At 58.1% G+C, this 18,710-nt stretch carries 12 protein-coding genes and 1 pseudogene; 9 read left to right on the top strand and 4 right to left on the bottom strand.

Annotated elements, in window-relative coordinates:
* Positions 1-258: 258 nt before the first annotated feature.
* A complete protein-coding gene (locus ACODSM_RS20670) occupies positions 259-1,509 on the top strand; it encodes a ComEC/Rec2 family competence protein (protein ID WP_488806734.1) in 1,251 nt (416 codons plus the stop codon).
* Positions 1,510-1,571: 62 nt separating this feature from the next.
* On the opposite strand, the gene ACODSM_RS20665 is transcribed toward ACODSM_RS20670, so the two are convergent.
* The 3 genes from ACODSM_RS20665 to mblB form a co-directional block, all read right to left on the bottom strand.
* Positions 1,572-2,345 (bottom strand): ComEC/Rec2 family competence protein, encoded by a 774-nt coding sequence (locus ACODSM_RS20665; RefSeq protein ID WP_488806733.1) that lies wholly within the window; start codon positions 2,343-2,345, stop codon positions 1,572-1,574.
* Between the two features lie 248 nt (positions 2,346-2,593).
* The gene (gene cap2-3 / locus ACODSM_RS20660) at positions 2,594-4,846 is read right to left on the bottom strand and encodes an anti-phage 6A-MBL system cap2_3 protein (protein ID WP_488806732.1); all 2,253 of its coding nucleotides are present in this window, start codon (positions 4,844-4,846) and stop codon (positions 2,594-2,596) included.
* Entirely contained in the window at positions 4,843-6,036 is a 1,194-nt protein-coding gene (mblB, locus tag ACODSM_RS20655) for an anti-phage 6A-MBL system MBL-fold protein (protein WP_488806731.1), read from the bottom strand. The genes cap2-3 and mblB overlap by 4 nt, the downstream gene beginning before the upstream one ends.
* A gap of 90 nt (positions 6,037-6,126) precedes the next feature.
* On the opposite strand from mblB, the gene ACODSM_RS20650 reads away from it, so the two are divergent.
* The 8 genes from ACODSM_RS20650 (at position 6,127) to ACODSM_RS20615 (ending at position 17,447) form a co-directional block, all read left to right on the top strand.
* The gene (locus tag ACODSM_RS20650) at positions 6,127-7,032 is read left to right on the top strand and encodes a helix-turn-helix transcriptional regulator (RefSeq protein ID WP_488806730.1); all 906 of its coding nucleotides are present in this window, start codon (positions 6,127-6,129) and stop codon (positions 7,030-7,032) included.
* A gap of 9 nt (positions 7,033-7,041) precedes the next feature.
* Complete coding sequence (locus ACODSM_RS20645) at positions 7,042-7,824, top strand: hypothetical protein (protein WP_488806729.1); 783 nt, start codon at positions 7,042-7,044, stop codon at positions 7,822-7,824.
* 301 nt (positions 7,825-8,125) lie between these two features.
* Positions 8,126-8,335 (top strand): hypothetical protein, encoded by a 210-nt coding sequence (locus tag ACODSM_RS20640; protein ID WP_488806728.1) that lies wholly within the window; start codon positions 8,126-8,128, stop codon positions 8,333-8,335.
* 23 nt (positions 8,336-8,358) lie between these two features.
* Positions 8,359-11,862, top strand: a complete 3,504-nt coding sequence (gene hsdR / locus ACODSM_RS20635; RefSeq protein ID WP_488806727.1) for a type I restriction-modification system endonuclease — start codon at positions 8,359-8,361, stop codon at positions 11,860-11,862.
* A gap of 42 nt (positions 11,863-11,904) precedes the next feature.
* Complete coding sequence (locus tag ACODSM_RS20630) at positions 11,905-13,362, top strand: class I SAM-dependent DNA methyltransferase (RefSeq protein ID WP_488806726.1); 1,458 nt, start codon at positions 11,905-11,907, stop codon at positions 13,360-13,362.
* Positions 13,355-14,683 (top strand): restriction endonuclease subunit S, encoded by a 1,329-nt coding sequence (locus ACODSM_RS20625; protein ID WP_488806725.1) that lies wholly within the window; start codon positions 13,355-13,357, stop codon positions 14,681-14,683. The genes ACODSM_RS20630 and ACODSM_RS20625 overlap by 8 nt, the downstream gene beginning before the upstream one ends.
* A complete protein-coding gene (locus ACODSM_RS20620) occupies positions 14,680-16,356 on the top strand; it encodes an AAA family ATPase (protein ID WP_488806724.1) in 1,677 nt (558 codons plus the stop codon). The genes ACODSM_RS20625 and ACODSM_RS20620 overlap by 4 nt, the downstream gene beginning before the upstream one ends.
* Positions 16,356-17,447, top strand: coding sequence for a hypothetical protein (locus ACODSM_RS20615; RefSeq protein ID WP_488806723.1), 1,092 nt, complete (start codon positions 16,356-16,358; stop codon positions 17,445-17,447). Before ACODSM_RS20620 ends, ACODSM_RS20615 begins: the two co-directional genes overlap by 1 nt.
* Positions 17,448-17,909: 462 nt before the next feature.
* Here the strand turns inward: ACODSM_RS20615 and ACODSM_RS20610 are convergent.
* A pseudogene (locus ACODSM_RS20610) lies at positions 17,910-18,622 on the bottom strand (IS5 family transposase).
* Positions 18,623-18,710 lie beyond the last annotated feature (88 nt).

Below are 18,710 nucleotides of genomic sequence, written 5' to 3'. Positions count from 1 at the left end.
GGCCATGCTGGTTCGCCGGGAACTTCAGAAGATACAGCGCATTGCTCAAACGGCTGGACAAAGCCATCGAGTAGTTCTATGACGGGGGATGCTGACGACGAGATCAACGGCGACTGAGTCGATCAGCGTCGCCGTCAAGGTGCCTTGACTCCATGACTGGCTGCTTGCTTCACCTCCTCGATACCCGCGATAGTTCACAATTCGTAGAGGGGCATCGGTTGTGATGCAGCCAAGCAGATATCTAAAGGGTAAGAGACAATGGCATTCCAGAAGCGCGACTTCCCGGAGGGTGTGATCTATGCCCGCGTTGATCAACTTGCCGCGTACCAAGATTACATGCCATATGACCTCTGCCTCCGGCTCATAGGTGTGGATAAGCGCAGCTTTGAAAATGCTGCGTTCAACGAAGATCACGGCTGCCAGACCTTCCTTGTTGACTTTAATCTCAAGCATGGATCCAGCGCCGCTGCTATCTTGAGTTTGTCGCTCGGCAAATCTATCTCGGACTTTGAAATTGCCAGGATCTTTGAGAATGCCCTCGGGATCAACAGCGGCACAGAGTGGTTGGAGGTGAAATACAACCTGACGGTAAACGGCAGCTCGGACTCATACGGCTACGCGCTCTTCCAGGACGCAGAGCCGACCTACCTTGACATTCAATCAATCCGACCGGTGGCAGGCCCCGCCCTCACCCCATTTACCGCAGCCTCGGCCTCGCAACCGATCTCTCGGGAAGCCCCATCTTCATCGAAAGAACTTCTTGCCTTTCACGTCGGTCAAGGGATGTGCTCAGTTTTGCAATGCGACAACGTGAGCTACCTGCTTGACGCAGGGGCTGGTACACCTGTCAAGCGGGAAGCCTACGAATCGAAGCGTCACTCGCACCTTGGAGCGCTCACTAACGAGCTGGTACCGGCTCTGGCAGCCGAGGTCCATATGGTTCTCTCTCATCCCGACTCAGACCACTGGCGACTACTGGACTGGGATTCAACCATCCTAAGCCGGATCAAGGAGATATTTATTCCGGACAACGTGGCTGACATTGTCCTGTCCGACAAAACTATCAAGCCTAAACTCGTGCCAACGAATCATCTCGAAGTTCGCGACCCTAGGGGTAGCCTGATCCTGGAGGCTCGCAGAAGCCAGCCAACCGCGCCAGACAAGAACGGCGAGTGCCTAGTTGCGATTGCATCGGTGGCTGGCAAACAGGCACTCCTGCCGGGAGACTACGCATATAAACGCATGGCTCAGGACATTGCGACAACCGTCAACGCCATGCAAAAGAAGAAGTTCGATGCAGTGGTGGTGCCTCACCACGGCGATCGACTGAGCGCTTTAGCAGTGGTCGCTCCAACAGTTCCGCACAAATCTATCGCTTTCTTCTCAGCGGGAAACCATCTGGGGTACCACCATCCGCGCGCCGAATCCTTGATGGAGCATCACAACATGCATTTCGAGGTCATATCGAAGAAGTGGGTCGACGACATCATTGCCGTAAAGTTGCTCTAGTCAACGAGTGCCCCTGCATCGTGACAAGCGTGGCTGCGACTTCAGGGAGCTTTCAACGCTCTTCATCCTTGGTACTCGGTATCGATGGTGTAGCAGGTCCCATCAACGTCGAAGACGATGTGCCCGTCGCGCCGAGTGGTCAACACGTGCCGATCTTTCATAGTTGTACGGACCTTAACGCCGGTCTCAGAAATGACCTTGCGGTAATCGGGCACCGTTTCCTGCGTCTCATGTTTCTTTGCCTTGTCCGAGATGACGACACAGGACGGCGTGAAGTACGCGAAAATTTCTTCGCAGTATCCGTTGTACCGGCCGTGGTGCGACGCCATCAATACTTCCGTACCAGCCAACTCGGCACAGAAGTCACTGCGTTTGAGCAATTCGAGCCAGCCGGCACGTTCCATGTCACCAGGGAACAGCATCTTGAAGTTCCCGTACTTGATGAACACGACAAGGCTGAGGTTGTTCGTGTCGGTGAACTGACCGGGACCTGTGCCGTATGAGTTCCAGAACGACTTATACGTGATGCCGCCCATGCCCTGGTCGAACGGTATTACGGGCGGGCCGCCCGAGTACTTCCCACAAGCGTTCACGTACCACTGCGCGTCGCTTGTCAGTGGCCCGCCAGCGCGCTTTATGGCCCACATTTGATCGCTCGTATATGACGGGTTGCGGATGAGCGTGTCGACGAAGATGCCCGCGTCTTCCAAGCCTTTCAAGTCACTCATGTGATCCTGATCGGCGTTCGTAATGAACAGGTAGTCCAACACGTCACGGCCAAGGCGGTTGATGCTAGTACTCGGCTTAAAGTCAGTCGAGGATCCGGAGTCGATCATGGCGAGACGGCCTCCCTGTTCTTGTCCAAGCCCAGACCCGATGACGTGCTGCAGCATCACGCAGCACCCGTGTTCCACGTCCTCAACCCGAATTCGCATGAAGCCTGCCATAACCCTGCCTCCCTACAAGCATTTTCCCGTGGAATAGATGTACACCAAGACGTCGCAAATCGCCCAGAACAAGTTCTTGCCAGCCAACCTATCCAGCGGACGCGCATCACGCCGCCATCCAGCTGCAGGAAGTGCGTTTACCAGCGATCAACCGCGCAAATGAGGCCTTGGGGCGTCCACACCAGCGATGCCGCGGGCAACCCTCGGCCGTCTGTGGCGATCTTTCTAAGCGTGTCTTTGTCGATCCCTGAATGCGGGCCGCCCATGGGGTGGCTGTGCCAGGTGCCTACAAACATCAGGTGTCCCACACTCGCCGCATGCGCTTCCGTCAGGCTCTGGGCCAGCCCTTGAGTGCCCAGAATGAAGGCCGCTTCGCTACGAATGCTATCGGGCGGCGCCGCCACCATGCCGGCGATAGTGATCGTACGTGTTTCATAGGACACGCGACCCACGAGCGCACCGCCGGTTTCAAGGTGTCGCCACTTACGTGCATCTTCATCAATGGCGTGAGCAACGCTGGCCAAAACGCGGATTTGCCAGCCGCCATCGTCAGGAACGTTGAGAACGGTTGTCTCGCCCACGGCCAACACGTCCCAACTGCTGCCAATGTTGGATTGGTCACCAACGCCCACGCAAAGCTGTCCGCTCGGCGGCTTGCCCTCTGCAATCCATTTCTGCGCTTGTATCGCCACCATGGCAGCCGACCGAGAGACCAGCGCATCCGCCATTGGCGTCGTGAGGGATCTGCAGTTATCACCGACAAAGATTCTCCTGGGGTCAGAGGTGGTGCCTGCCATTCCCGCGCGTAGATCGGGGAGCCAACGGCACAATTCAAATAGGAAGGCGGTGATATCGTCCACACGGGCCTTCCGGCCCTCCGCTTCCAGTATCAGCACAGCGCAACGCCCTTGCCCGAACAGCACGGCCCGTGCAAGCCGAACCGGGCTCGCGGTCAGGGCAGCAGAAACTGATGCGGCGATGAGAACCTGCAGCGACGCCGTGGTCTCTATGATCAGCGCCGTATCGGCAGGCACAACCTCAGCAAATTTCTTATCGTCCCTGAAGAGTTCGATGGCATCGAGGTCATACGCCTTGGCGTCTAGGTGAGATAAGCGTCCAAGCGCGCCCCTCATTTGCTCGGCCTTGTATGGAACCAGCGTGGACCCGTCCTCGAGCAAGGCGTGCCGGGCAAAGTTGTGCGGGGACATGATGTCGGTGTCCACGAACGTCTGCTGTCCGATGCCGGCGCGTGCCAGGTGCATGCCAATCTTGGAGCCCAAGCTGCCGCAGCCGATCAGTACAGTCTTTGCCTGCGTGACGGCCTGTGGCAATGCAGACGTGCGCGCGAGCAGCTCAGGCGATACGGCGTGCGAGTGGAACGCCGCGTGCACATCGCTCGTGAACTTGAAGGCCGACGTCGGGTCGATGTTGTACCTGATCACGTATGGCAGGACCTCCACGTCCCGACCGTCCGAACCCACAAGCCGCGCCGGTCGTTTCACCACGAGCACGACGAGGGCCAGCAAGCCTTTCTTCCAGTCCCTGTAGTTCTGCAGGCCGATGACGGATGCACGGTAATAGTCGGACAGAGCCGTTTCCATTGCCGTCCGGTCGATGCCCAACGCGGCCGCCAAATCGAGGAGAGAGGCCAGGTCGACGACCGTGTCGGGCTGGTACTTGCCGATCACCGGGAACTGGCCGTCGGTGGCAGCAGCTCTGGCGATGAAGGCAGGGAACACGCCCGACCCAAACTGCCTTTCTGGTTTGCCACGCAGCACTTGCGTGAAGGTGACATTCGGCTGGGGCGTCAACTCGGGCAGCACACGGCAGTACACGCCGTCGCCGACCGTCACATAGCTGGCGTTGGTCGTCAGGACCTTGCCGTCGACCGGCGTTGCAGCGATGAGACGCTCAGCGCTGAATTCGACCGTGGAAGGACAGGAATCGCGGCGCGTGGGCTCCCAACCTTGGCTTAGATCAATGAGCGTGCCGCTGGCGGCCTTGCCAAGCCAGTCGATTATCTGATCGATGACCGCATCCAGGCCGAGACGGTGAAGCAACTCGTCCAGCGACCCTTCGAAAACGCAGGGCGGCACAAGGCTGCCCTCGGGGTGAGGGTTGATGTGCGGCAGATCCCGCGGGAAATCGGACCGCAGGTAGGGCCTGGGCGCCTGCAGCGGCCAGCGGTTGAAGGCCAGCATGCAAGTTTCGATGGCTTTGACTCCGCTGGCAGATATCCCCGCAGCTTGCGCTCGGTTAGGCAACTCCACCGGGATATCGATCTCCACGAGCCAGGCGCCATCGCCACCTTCGACGATCTCCGGATCGCCGACCCGCAAGATCCCCCGGTGTCGGCGCAACTGGTCGAGGGCGTCGTCGAGCGCGGTCATGCCGCGCCGTGGGGCAAGGGCGTGAGCGTCGTCGAGGTAAAGGCGGCAGCCTTGGAGCCGGCCTCGCGGCGCTGCGCCAGGGCTACGCCCTGCGACGTAACGGTGAAGACCATGGGCTCCTCTTCACCGACCTTAGGGTACTCGCCTGTGCAGTAAAACTTGCCCTGCGCACCGTCTACGATAGCCACGTACTCGCGCTTGGCACGAATGCAAGGCGGGTCACTGTCGTCGTCCTTGATGGGCTTGCAACTGGCAACGATGACAGCGCCGCTGCGGGTCTGGGACAACGCCTTGCGTGCGTCCGCATCCAGCTTCGCGTCCTCACCCTTTTCCGACCAACTGTCGTACGACAACGAGTGCCAAGAGCAGTGGTGGGGTGTCTGCATCAGGTCGTACTCGAGGACCGACGGGTCCTTCTTGTGACGGTCCCATTGAAGGTTCCAGATGAAGACTTCCGCGTCACCACCACTGAGAAACTTGGCACCGTCCGACGTGTTTTCGTCGGCGGCCAGCGTGAAGTTGATGATGACGCTCGACTGGTTCTTCACGAGGCACTCTTCGACCTCCTCGTCGGTGCTGGCATCGATGGGCGCCAACAAGAAAGCGCTGAGAAACTTCGAGGTGCGGCCGCAGATGGTATTGAACGCCTCATCCACCGGGCGAACGATGGGAACCAAGTCGTCCGTCTTGCCATCGATGTCCTTGCCCATGAGCTGGATGCGGTCGCCGTCCGATACGGCGAAATAGTGGTCTTTGTTCACCCGCACGCGGCGGCGGGCTTCCTTGCTGAAGGCCCTGGCGTCGTCGCACAGCGTGTGGTTCTTGCTGGCACGGCGGAACACGATCGGGGACGACCACAGCTCGCGGATGACGATCTTCTTGTCCTTGTAGGCCTTGCCGTCGTCCGGGTAGTCCGACAAGGCGCCCAGGTGAAAGTGGCGGCTCAGGCCGCGGCAATGGTCTTGGTCAGGGTGGCTCAGCAAGAACGCGTCCACATAGGGACGACCTTCGGCGTCCTTCTTCAGCTGCCCGCGCAGATCCTTCGCGACGTCCCGGACCTTGCTGTTCGGGTTGTCCGCATCGGCGCGGATGTTCACGTCGATCAGGATGGTGGTGGCGTCGACGTCACCCAGGCGGATCAGCGTCATATCGCCGTTGTCAACAGGGAAAAAGGTAATGGTAGTTGGCATCTCGAGCTCCTTGTCATGCCCGGAAATGCTGGACACGTATAAAAATTATACGTCTAACTTTTATGCGCGTCTATAAAGTAGACTCTAGTCATGGATGACCAGACACCTTCACATCCCGCCGACGCGACCGCCGGACCCGGCGTGAGCTGGGGGCTGGACCGCCGCTTTCAATTCATAGATTTCCGGTTGCGATGGGAAGGGCGATTGAACAGAACCGACCTTATCGAGCACTTCGGCATCTCGATGCCGCAGGCATCCCTGGACATCGCCCGGTACCTGGAGTTGGCCCCCGGCAATCTGGAGTACGACCGTAGTTCACGAACTTACGTGGCGGGTGCAAGCTTCAAGCCCCTGTTTCCCCGCAGCTCGGCCCGGCGATATCTAGCGGAGCTCCACGCGAAGACCACGGGCCTGTTGGAGCAAGGTGCCAGCTTCATCGGTCACGCTCCCGCCGTCGACACCGCGCCGTCTCCTTGGCGTGTAGTCAGCGACGAGATCGTGCACGCAGTGGTTCGGGCAATCCAAGAGAAGTCCGCTGTTGCGGTCCTCTACCAGTCGATGACGTCGGTCGAAGCGAGCAGCCGCATGATCTCGCCCCATGCGCTTGGCTTCGACGGGTTCCGCTGGCATGTGCGGGCGTACTGCCACAAGCGGCAGCGCTTCATCGACTTCGTGCTGGCGCGCATCCTGGACCTCAAAGATGCGGGGCCTAGCAGCGTCGACCCTGGCGATGACACCTTCTGGCACACCATCCTCACCCTGGTTCTTGTGCCTCATCCGGATCTTTCTGTTGCGAAGAGGCGTGTGATCGAGCTGGACTACAGCATGAAGGACGGGCAGGTCGCTCTGAAGTGTCGGCAAGCCTTTCTGTACTACACCATGCGCCGCCTCGGGCTTCACACGGAGACGCCGAGCGACCCCGCCGCTCAGCAGATCAGCCTCGGAAATCGCACCGAGTTGCAGCCCTACATCGACGCGCTCACCGCATCCAACTAAGGACCTCGAATGCTCGCTCTGGTCGAACTTGCTAAGGACCCCTATGAACGCAAGGCGCGGCTCGCGCCCGGCCTCCTTGTTGCGCTGCCTCTGCTGGTGCCGCTGGTGTGCGTTTACGGCGCGCGGCACCCAGTCTTGACCGGGTTAGTGGCTTTGCTGGCAGGCTGCGGCGCCATGTACACGCTGGCAAGCGTCGCCCGCGTGCGCGGCAAGAAGCTGGAGGACAAGCTGGTCCAAGGGTGGGGCGGCATGCCGACCACCCTGGCACTGCGGCATCGTGACAAGACCTTAGACAGCATCAGCAAGCGTCGCTATCACGACGCCATCGTCTCCAAGCTCGGCATCGCCATGCCGACAGCCGAAGAAGAGGCGGCGGACCCAGAAAAAGCCGACGACACCTACATCGGGGCCACCAAGCGCCTGCGTGAGCTGACGCGGAGCAACAAGAGCCTTCTGCTGAAAGAGAACATCGCGTATGGCTTCCACCGCAACATGCTGGCAATGAAGCCCATCGGCATCGTGACCTGCATGCTGGGACTGTTCTACGGCTTGGTGCTGGCTGGCGTAGTTGAACTAGACCCGCTCGCTGTGAACCTGGTCAGCCTTTCGCGGCCCGGGTTGGCTGCTGCGATGACCTTGGTGATCTCTGTGGCGCTGCTGGCAAGTTGGCTCTTCTATTTCGAAGCTGACGCCGTACGGCGCGTAGGCTTCGCATACGCTGAGCGTCTCTTCGAGTGCTTGCCGTCGCTGCCTTCGGTGGTCAAAAGGAAGAAGGCTGAGGCGGCGCCATAGTCGACTTCCAGGGCCCATAGCAGACCCTGGGCCCCGGCAATTGCCGGCAGCCTGTTCTGATGGAAATCAGCTCAGCGACTGCATATTCGCACTAATCGTATGTTCGCCCAATACCATAGGATGGCCGAAATCGCTGCAACGCGGTCATCCACAATAACCTGCGCAAAGTCATGCGCTGCCACAGGCGCGCCATCGAGGTGAGAGTCTGAGTACGAGTTCTTAGCACATGGTAGGACATGGCTTGGTGAAATGTACGCAAAACGCAGTACATTTTCAGGCCAGCACGTTTGGATACATGACCATGAAGCAAGCCAAGGATGAGACCTTGTCCATCCGCACCTCAAGAAACGTCAAGCAGTTGCTGAAGCTTGCGGCGGAACGGGAGCATCGATCCGTAGCGTCTATGGTCGAAGCATTGGTTCTAACCTATGCGCAAGAGCATGGGTTGGACGCTGTGCGAGGTGCTGTGGTCGAAGAGAAAGCGTCAGAAAAGAACCATGGAGCTGACTGACAACATCAGGGATCAGGGAAGCGATGGACAAAGACAACACACCTAGGGCCAGCAATTTCAGCTTTTTAGCTGTGCACAGTCCGTTACTCGCTGATCTCGGATCGACTGCAGAGCGGGTTTATCCCTTCGATCCAGCGAGTTGCGTGATCAAGTTGCGCTTATTAGCCGAGTCGATAACTCAGGACGTTGCATCACGCATTGGCGTGCGCCTACAGCAGCCCACGCAGGCTGAATTGCTGCGGGCCGTAGATCAACGCCTCGGACTGGATTCGCAGGTGCGTCAGATGTTCCACCTGCTACGCCAGAGAGGGAACGAAGCGGCCCATCAGGCCAATCACGGAATCGGCTACCGCGAAGGGCTAGAAGCGCTGAAGGTCGCACGGGAAGTAGCGTTATGGTTCCACCGCACCTTCGGCAGCAATCCAAATTTCAAACCCGGTGCATTCATACTGCCGGACGATCCAAGTCAGAGGTTATTGACGCTGCAGCAGCAGGTGACAGACCTCACGCAGCACCTCCATGAAGTCCAAGCTGAACAGGCAGACAAGGCTCGGATGGCCGAGTTGTTGGCCGCCCAAGCGGCTCAAGAGAAGGTGTTGGCCGAACGGGCTGCTGAAGAACGTAGCGTGTACGAGAGCCTAGCGGAGGAGGCTAGCACTCGCTACGCAGCCCTCAAGGCCGAGTTTGACGCCCAACTGCAGACCGCCAATGCTCAGACAGCCACTGCCAGCTCACAGGACATTCAGGCTTTCGCGCAGCGCGCGACCCAGGCTGCTCAGAAGGTGGCGATGGACGAAGCGTCCACTCGCCTGCTCATTGATCAGATGCTCAGAGATGCCGGCTGGGAAGCAGACACACTCGAACTTACCTATTCCAAGGGCGTCCGTCCTGAGCGCAACCGCAACTTGGCGATTGCCGAATGGCCTACCGCCGGTAAGCAGAGCGCTGATTACCTGCTCTTCGCTGGGCTCACTCCCATTGCGGCGATTGAGGCAAAGCGCATGAATGTCAACGTAGCAGGAAAGCTTGGCCAGGCTGAGCGCTACGCCCGCGGATTGCACATCGAACCAGAGCACGAGGCAGCGTGGCTCACTGAAGGGCGTCAAGGTCCCTGGCCTGACGGGCAAGACGGTGCGTTCAATCTGCCATTTGCGTACTCGTGCAATGGTCGCCCGTTGGTGAAGCAGAGTCCGGAGGCCAGCGGGACTTGGTTCCGAGATCTGCGCCACAAAGGCAACCTAGCCAAACCGCTGCAAGGCTTTCACTCGCCCGAAGGTCTGCTCGACCAGCTCCACCGAAACAAGGCCAAGGCCGAAGCCAAGTTGCAGCAGGAAGGATTCGCCTACCTGGGCCTGCGTGACTACCAAGAGAAAGCCATCAGTGCGGTCGAAGTCGCACTTGCCGCCGGTCAGACAAATTGCTTGCTGGCCATGGCTACCGGCACGGGCAAAACACGCACAATCATCGGCCTCATTTACCGCCTCCTCAAGGCTGAGCGCTTCCGCCGCATATTGTTTCTGGTGGACCGCACAGCCTTGGGTAACCAGGCCATTGACGCCTTCAACGAAGCGCCGTTGGAACAAAGTCAGCCGCTGTCCAAGATCTACAACATTGCGGAGCTGGGTGACATGGCGGCCGAGGCCGAAACTCGCGTGCAGGTGGCAACGGTGCAGGCTATGGTTAAGCGAATCTTCAGTAGCGACAATGCGCCCCCGCTGGATGCCTTCGACTGCATCATCGTGGACGAAGCCCACCGCGGCTATGCGTTGGACCAAGACATGACCGAGGGCGAACTCGCCCTACGTGATCAAGCTCAGTACCTTTCCACATATAGGCGCGTCCTCGACTACTTCGACGCCGTGAAAGTGGGCTTGACTGCCACGCCCGCACGCCATACCACCGACATCTTTGGCCGCCCGGTCTACACTTATTCCTACCGTGAAGCCGTGGCCGACGATTGGCTGATTGATCACGAGCCTCCCGTCCGCTACCAGACACTACTAGGCCAGCACGGTATTCACTTCGACAGCGGCCAACAGGTCGAGGCCATTAATCTTGGCACAGGCGAAATCGAAACAGCTGAGCTGGACGATGAACTGCATTTCGAGCTTGAGAGCTTTAACAAGCGGGTCATCAACGAGCCGTTTAACCGTGTGATCTGCGAACAGCTCGCTCAGGAATTGGACCCCATGGGCGAAGAGAAGGCCATGATCTTTTGCGCCACAGATGCGCATGCCGATATGGTCAAACGTCTACTTGATGAAGCCTTCAAGGCTGTGCACGGAGACCAGTACAACCAAGCTTCGGTGGTTAAGATTACCGGTGCGTCTGATAAGGTAGACCTGCTCATTCGCCGCTACAAGAACGAACGTTTTCCCGCCATTGCTATCACAGTGGACTTGCTCACCACAGGCATCGACGTTCCGCCCATCTGCCATCTTGTTTTCATGCGCCGGGTGCGCTCCCGCATCCTGTACGAGCAGATGATTGGCCGCGCCACCCGTCGTTGCGACGAGATCGGCAAGACGGTATTCAAGATTTACGACCCGGTGGACTTGTATGCCTCGTTGCAAGCAGTCAACACCATGCAGCCTCTGGTCAAGGACCCCAAAGTCACTTTAGAACAACTGCTAGACGAACTGAACAACCCGGCCGCATATGAGGCAGCCGGTACTACGCAAGACCGCACTCACGCTCACGATGTTCTTGACCAGCTTAACCAGAAGCTCATGCGTGTGTTGCGTGATGCAGCGCATAAGTCCGAAAAGAAACCTGAACTTAAAGAGAAGCTCGATCAGCTGGAACAGCAGTGGGGCGTTGCCCCTCAGCAGTTGCACCGACACTTGCACCAGCTAGGGCAGGAAAGCGGACCACAGGCTGCGGCCGACTTCTTGCGTAATAACACGCGCTTGCTCGTTCAGCTTGCGGAGGTCAAACAGATCCTGGGCACAGCCTACTTGCCCGTCATCTCAACGCATGCTGACGAGCTGACGGAACGCAGTCAGAGCTGGGGCCTGTACGCCAAGCCCGAGGACTACCTCGACAGCTTCGGCAACTTTGTGCGCGAGCAAGTCAATCTATCTGCAGCCATAGCAACAGTGGTGAATCGCCCCAAGGATCTGACCCGTGACCAACTCAAAGAAGTGAGGCTGCTTCTCGATAGTGCGGGGTACTCAGAGGCCAGCCTCAAGGCTGCTTGGCGGAACCACAACAATCAGGACATCGCTGCAGGCGTTATTGCCTACATCCGTCAGGCCGCATTGGGCGAAGCCTTGCAACCTTTCGACCAACGTGTGGTTCAGGCAATGCAGAAGATCTACACCAAACACCCCTGGACACCTGTACAACGCAAGTGGCTCGACCGTCTTGCCAAACAACTTACGCATGAACTCGTCATCGACCACGCCTTTGTAAACAGCGCCTTCGTCAACGATGGCGGAGCCAAACAGCTCGACAAGCTGCTTGGCGGCCAGCTTGAAGAGGTAATGGGTGCGCTGTCTGATGGTCTATGGCTTCGGATGGCCTGACGGTGCCACTCATAAACCCCAACAACCACACATGATTTTTCAATGACTACCCAAGACATCGTCCAAAAACTCTGGAACCTCTGCGACGTGCTGCGTGACGACGGCATCAACTACAGCGACTATGTCACCGAACTCGTTCTGCTGCTCTTCATCAAGATGGAGTATGAGAACACCGAAAGCGGCATCCTTGGAAGTCACAAACTGCCTGCGTATGCACGGTGGCCTGAGCTACGTGACAAGAGCGGCTTAAATCTATTGCGCCACTACCACGAAACCTTGTTCAAGCTCTCGGCCAGTGATGACCGGCTGATCGCCGCCATCTACGCCGACGCGCGGACCAGCCTGAAGGAACCCCGACATTTGGAGCAGCTCGTCAAAAGCCTAGACAGCATCGACTGGTTCAGCGCCAGGCAAGACGGCCTGGGCGACCTGTACGAAGGCCTGCTGGAGAAGAACGCCAGCGAAACCAAGAGCGGCGCCGGCCAGTACTTCACACCTCGCCCGCTCATTGACACCATCGTCAAAGTCATCAAGCCCCGGCCCGGCGAAACCGTCCAAGACCCAGCCGCAGGCACCGCCGGCTTCCTGATCGCGGCAGACCGCTACATCAAGGACCACACCGACGACCTCTACAACCTCCGCGAAAAGGAGCGCCAGTTCCAGCGCAACCAGGCTTTCCTGGGCATGGAACTGGTGCCCGGCACCCGCCGCCTAGCGCTGATGAACTGCCTGCTGCACGGCATGGAGGGGGACGACGAAGGCGTGGTGCACGTCGGCAACACCCTGGGCAGCGCGGGCAGCGGCTTGCCCAAAAGCCACATCATCCTCAGCAACCCGCCCTTCGGTACCGCCAAGGGCGGCGGTGGCCCCACTCGTGACGACCTAACCTTCGCCACCAGCAACAAGCAGCTCGCCTTTCTGCAACATATCGTGCGCCACCTCAAGGACGGTGGCCGCGCCGCCGTGGTGCTGCCCGACAACGTGCTGTTCGAAGCCGGCGTGGGAGCCGATATTCGCCGCGACCTTATGGATAAGTGCCGGCTGCACACCATCCTGCGCCTGCCCACCGGCATCTTCTACGCCCAGGGCGTCAAGACCAATGTGCTGTTCTTTGAGAAAGTTAGCCAGGCCGCCACCGGCAGTACTCAGGAGGTCTGGGTATATGACATGCGCGCGAACGCGCCCAAGTTCGGCAAACGCACCCCGCTGACCGAAGCATACTTCGCTGGCTTCATCGACGCGTATGGCGACGAGCCCAACGGCAAGGCCACGCGGCAAGACCAGGGCGAGCAGGGGCGCTTTCGCCGCTTCAGCCGCGACTGGATCGCCGGCGAAAAAGGCGACAGCCTGGACGTCGCCTGGCTCAAGGACGACAGCGCCGAAGATGCGGCCGACCTGCCCGAACCGGCGGTGCTGGCACGGGAGGCGGTGGAAGAGCTGAATGGGGCGCTGGCGGAACTGGATGCGATCTTGTTGGAGCTGGGGGCTTTGGATGAATGAGATACCGCTTTCATGGGACACACGTCCATTTGGAGAACTCAACAAGTTCTACGGCGCCAACGTTAATCCAGCAAGCCACCCCACAGAGAGATTCGAGCTTTACAGCATTCCTGCTTTTCCAGCAGGAAAACCGGAACTGCCACTCGGATCAGAAGTCGGCTCAACCAAACAGATGGTTGAACACAACGATGTCTTGATTTCAAAGATCAACCCGCGCATCAACCGCGTTTGGCAAGTAGGACCGTCCGTTGGCATTCGACAAATCGCCTCTTCAGAATGGATCGGCTTTCGCACCCGTCAAATGGATGCGCGGTTCTTTCGCTACTACTTCATCAGCCCAGTTTTTCGGGACATGCTGTGCTCGGATGTCACTGGTGTTGGTGGTTCCTTGACACGAGCTCAACCCAAGCGAGTGGCCAGTTTCCCTGTGCCTGTCGCGCCAGCCGGTGAGCAAAAGCGCATCGCTGACAAACTCGACACCGTCCTCACCCGCGTGGACGCCGTCAACGACTGCTTGGCCCACGTCGCCCCCATCCTCAAACGCTTCCGCCAGTCCGTCCTCGCCGCTGCCACCTCGGGGCGGTTGACGGAGGATTGGCGCTCTCACAACGCAGCGCCGACTGAACGAATAGCAAGGGATCACTCAGCTGCGGATTTACCAGATTCGTGGATGTGGAAGCCGCTAGGGGAGGTGAGTACGTGTTCGGATAACAAGCGAGTTCCAGTGAAGGCAAGCGACAGAGCGAGCCGTAAAGGACCTTACCCCTACTATGGCGCCTTTGGAGTGATCGATTCAATCGACGATTATTTGCTTGACGGTGAATACCTCCTTCTAGCTGAGGATGGAAAGAACCTCGAAAGTCGAGATCGCCCCATCGCACTAGTTGCGAGAGGGAAGTTCTGGGTTAACAACCATGCTCATGTGCTCCAAGGCTACGGGGGGATGACGATCAAATACTTGTTGAACTGGTTGAACTGTGAACGGTGCGATATCAGTGACCTCTTGACTGGGATTGACCAAATCAAGCTGACCCGCTCAGCGATGGACAAAATTCCGGTGCCAGTACCTCCACCAAATGAACAAGCCGAAATCATCCGCCGCGTCGAAACCTTGTTCGCCTTTGCCGACCGGCTCGAAGCCCGTCTGCAAACTGCACAGACCGCCACCGAGCGCCTGACCCCGGCCCTGCTGGCCAAGGCGTTCCGCGGCGAACTGGTGCCGCAAGACCCGAATGACGAACCAGCGGGTCAGTTGCTGAGAAGACTGCTGCAGGAAGCGCCGTCAGCTGGAACGAAACGCGGCAGGAGGAGTGTTGCTTGAAACTGCTGTTGGTTGAGTTGTTCGGGGAATACAAAGGCCTGAAGGATCAGGCCTTTGACTTCTCCACGGTGCAGGGTGATGTTGCCGTCCTCATCGGCGTCAACGGCTCGGGCAAGTCGCAGGTGATGGAACTCATCGCCGAAGCCTTTGCATTCCTTGAACGGCGACAGCGACGGGACTTCCGGGTACGTGCGCCGCTAGGGTATGACTTCCGCGTTACGTACGAGATGGCATCGTCTCGCTACGAAGGTCTGCGCCGGTTCGTCGCAGACACGCGGAATGGTCTTCGTATTGCGGTGCATCAGCTCGCTGACCAGCCTCACGATGGCGATGCGCAGCCGGCCCAGGGGACATGGTGTGAGATTACGGCGGATGGCTCATTGGAAGAGTTGGCGCTACCACGGGTCATTGGATACGCCTCCGGCATGTCCGAGAACCTCCAGCGAGCCTTCATGCGCAACGCGCTTCAGTACTTTGACGTGATTCGAGTCCGGGCAAACTTGAAGAAGGAGCTTGCGCAGCCCAAAGTGGACGAAAAGGCAACGCTGGCCATCAATGAGCGCTATCTCAAGCGCAACCCGGGCGTATTCGCACCTGAAGGGCATGCTTCAGAATCGGGATTGTTCAGGCTGCGCGAGGCAGACACCCCGATTCCCAGAAACATGTTTCTTGACTATGACTGCGCAGCTCTACTGATCGCGATGCTCGGCATGCTCTCGCGGGAAGATCGTAATGCAGTTTGGCATGAGATTCCGTTCCGTCACCCAATCCGTGTGGTGTTGAGGTATGACCTTCGCGGGCAAGCGACGGCTACGGACAATGCCCGCGACATCAAGCGCTTGATCGAGTTGGCAGGGCCAGGCGGGTGTACGCCGATCTCTCCAAAAACCAGCGAGACCCAGTATGAGTTGTTGGAGCTGGACCATTTGGCGGGCGACATCGAGATCAATTTCCACGATCCGGGAGTCATCAATCGGATGGCTGACAACTCGCGGGAGCCCGACCAGTGGTTTTCTGCCCTATACAAGCTTCAACTTCTGGGCGTTGATGAATGGTCGGGCACTGTGAAACGCGCGCTGCGACGCGATGGCTTTCAAGGTCATGTCGAGAAGCCACTGAAAGGGAAGCTCCCTCTTTCAGTGCAAGAACTCTCGATGTCCGATGGCGAGCGAACCGTCGCGTTTGACGACCTGAGCGACGGGGAAGTGCAGCTTCTGTTAACGCTCGGTGCCGTCCGACTTTTCGGGGACGACGAGACGCTGTTCCTCTACGACGAGCCCGAAACTCACTTGAACCCAAGCTGGCGCACACGTTTCCACCTGGACTTCGAAAGAGCCAACGCAGCCAACGGCAAGGCCCAAGCCATCGTCTCCTCGCATTCGCCCTTTCTGGTCTCCTCACTGCAACGAGAAGCAGTGTTTCACTTCAAAAAGACAAATGGCGCAACACAGATGACGAACCCACCAGGGGAGACCTTCGGGGCGTCGTTCGAAGTGTTGATCAAAAAGCATTTCAACCTCCGCGCGACGATCTCAGAAACCGCTGTCCAGGAAATTCGTGAACAGTTGGCAAACCCTGAACTCTCAACCGAACAAAAGCTGGAATGGCTTGAAGAATCCATCGGTGAATCGATGGAACGCTCGTTCCTCATCAACAAGTTGAGAGCGGGCTGATGCTGTTCGAGATTAGACCCAATCTTCAGCAGTCGAAGGTGTTTGAAGGGCTCAACTGCTTTCTCAAAGAGACGATGATGGCTACGCTCGAAGGCCGGCCGGTTGACGAAACACACCTTCCAGCCGGTCTGTGCGCAGCTATAGCTGAGAACCAGCCGACTCGCTCAGCGGTTGATGACCTCTCTGCAAAGTTGTCGGCGCTTGATGACGGACAAAAGCAAGCGCTCATGGGTACGTTGGCACTCAACGCGAATCCATGTGTGTTCCTGTCTGACCGTGCGACGCCGCTGCCAGTCATACCTGAGGCGGTCTTTCCCGCTTTGAAGACTCTCGCTGTGCACCTCTTTCAGCGCACGGCAAAACTCCAAGGGGTGGAGCAGGCATGTGATGAAGGTGTTGGCGATCACTATGCGCGTTTCCGCCATGGCAACGCTCCAGGCAATGGCAATGTTTGCTGCGTTTGCGGTACAGAATACCTTGCTCAAGTTCAGGCAGACGCGAACGACAACGAGCAGTGGCGTGGTCCGTACGACCACATTCTGGCAAAGGACCTGTACCCGCTATACGGAGTCGATCCTCAGAATCTGCTGCCCATCTGCAACACGTGCAACTCCAAGGCCAAGCTGGCCAAGGATTTGGTATTCAAGCGCGGGATGCGACGCCTCAGTTTTTCGCCTTGGACGGAATGTGCCTCATCGCACGAGATCGAGGTGCTCGTAGATGATGCGAACGACCTGTTTCCGCGCGTGGTTGTGAGTTTCAGGAGTGATGATCCTGAGCGACAAGAGAAGCTCGCGACCTGGGATGATGTCTACAAGATCAAGTCTCGTGTGGAGGGTGAGTTTAAAGAGTTGGGAGCAAAGTTGGCCGAGGATGCCCGCGCACCAGATGAAGCATCTTTTCGGATGAAGCTCCGAGAGAGTGGAATCGCCAAGATTCAAGCGAAAAGGCAAACGCCCTTCAACTATTGGCGTGGACGTGTCTACGCTGCGGTCTATGGCATGGACCACAAAAGCCGTGAAGCCCTGCGCCAAGCGACCACGCCGACACCTCAAGCAACTCAAGCCATGGAAGAGCTGTTTTTTCAATAGCGGCACACGCCAACGCGTCCTGAACGCGGAAGGTAGCCTCTGGCGTCGCCGCGAAGGCGCATCGCATGCCTCGAAAGTGCGTGATCTATCGCTGTTAGCTCCTCGCCATTCTTTGTTAGCGACTCGACCAGTCTTCGTTAGCAAAAGCCACTCTTTGTTAGCAACAAACAGCAAGTGGGCAAGTGGGCAAGTGGGCAAGTGGGCAAGTGGGCAAGTGGGCAAGTGGGCAAGTAGGCATTGGAAACATAGGTGGATCACGGCCTTACCGCCTGGCGCTGCTTACAAGAGAGCCCGTGTAACTTTCTCGCGCGGCAAAGACAGATCATTTGAATCGCCGAACACGGGAGATAAACATAGTTGGATCATCCTCATTTCGAGGAAGCTATCTAGGCTCGGCGAAATGTGGCGACCAAACCGGCCACGGACCGATCCGATAGTGCGTCGACTAGGGCCTGTTGAGAATCAACGGGAGTTGATGACAGCAGCCGCAAGATAGATCACGGCCGAGAAGCTGGTGTCCGTCTTGTCGCTGCGCATTGCGATGCGCTTGAACTCTTTGAGCTTGCCAAAGAAGTTCTCTATCAAGTGACGCCACTTGTAAACTTCCAGGTCGATCTCCAAAGGTGATCGCCGACGCGGCATCTGTGAGATCACCACCTGTGCGCCGCGCCTGTTCAACTCCTCAATCAGCCAGTTGGCATCGAAGGCCTTGTCGGCCAGCAAGGCATCAAAGCGAACATCGGCGATCAGCTCTTTCACTCCTGTAATGTCATGGCGCTGCCCTGGCATCAGGATGAACTTCACCAGATTGCCCAACGCATCCGTCAAAGCCAGTATCTTCGTGGTCAAGCCTCCTCGCGAGTGACCGATGGCCTGGCCCGAAGTCCCCCTTTTGCGCCTTGGCCGTGCCGATGTACTTTCACAATCGTGGCATCCACCATCGCATATTCCATGTCCGGCTGCTCGCACACCGCATCGAACAGGGTCTGAAACACATCGGCCTTGACCCAGTCCCGAAAACGCTTGAACACCGTATTCCATTTGCCGAACTCTTGCGGCAGGTCTCGCCAGGGACTGCCTGTGCGGGCAATCCACAGCACCGCCTCAACGAACCGACGGTTGTTGGCGCCGCTGCGCCCCGGGTCACTTGGTTTGCCAAGGCAGTGGGGCTCCATCTTGGCCCATTGCGCGTCTGTCAGTACCCATCGTGTTGATTTCCACGCAGAAGTGACCCACTAACCCCCGGGATTTCCATCCAAACCT

It is taken from the genome of Acidovorax sp. FG42 (genome assembly GCF_057809195.1).
This window is presented reverse-complemented; position numbering and strand designations above follow the sequence as displayed.

Coding starts and splice junctions, on each gene's coding strand:
- ACODSM_RS20670 (WP_488806734.1), top strand. CDS start 259: ATGGCATTCCAGAAGCGCGACTTCCCGGAGGGTGTGATCTATGCCCGC.
- ACODSM_RS20665 (WP_488806733.1), bottom strand. CDS start 2,345: ATGATCGACTCCGGATCCTCGACTGACTTTAAGCCGAGTACTAGCATC.
- cap2-3 (WP_488806732.1), bottom strand. CDS start 4,846: ATGACCGCGCTCGACGACGCCCTCGACCAGTTGCGCCGACACCGGGGG.
- mblB (WP_488806731.1), bottom strand. CDS start 6,036: ATGCCAACTACCATTACCTTTTTCCCTGTTGACAACGGCGATATGACG.
- ACODSM_RS20650 (WP_488806730.1), top strand. CDS start 6,127: ATGGATGACCAGACACCTTCACATCCCGCCGACGCGACCGCCGGACCC.
- ACODSM_RS20645 (WP_488806729.1), top strand. CDS start 7,042: ATGCTCGCTCTGGTCGAACTTGCTAAGGACCCCTATGAACGCAAGGCG.
- ACODSM_RS20640 (WP_488806728.1), top strand. CDS start 8,126: ATGAAGCAAGCCAAGGATGAGACCTTGTCCATCCGCACCTCAAGAAAC.
- hsdR (WP_488806727.1), top strand. CDS start 8,359: ATGGACAAAGACAACACACCTAGGGCCAGCAATTTCAGCTTTTTAGCT.
- ACODSM_RS20630 (WP_488806726.1), top strand. CDS start 11,905: ATGACTACCCAAGACATCGTCCAAAAACTCTGGAACCTCTGCGACGTG.
- ACODSM_RS20625 (WP_488806725.1), top strand. CDS start 13,355: ATGAATGAGATACCGCTTTCATGGGACACACGTCCATTTGGAGAACTC.
- ACODSM_RS20615 (WP_488806723.1), top strand. CDS start 16,356: ATGCTGTTCGAGATTAGACCCAATCTTCAGCAGTCGAAGGTGTTTGAA.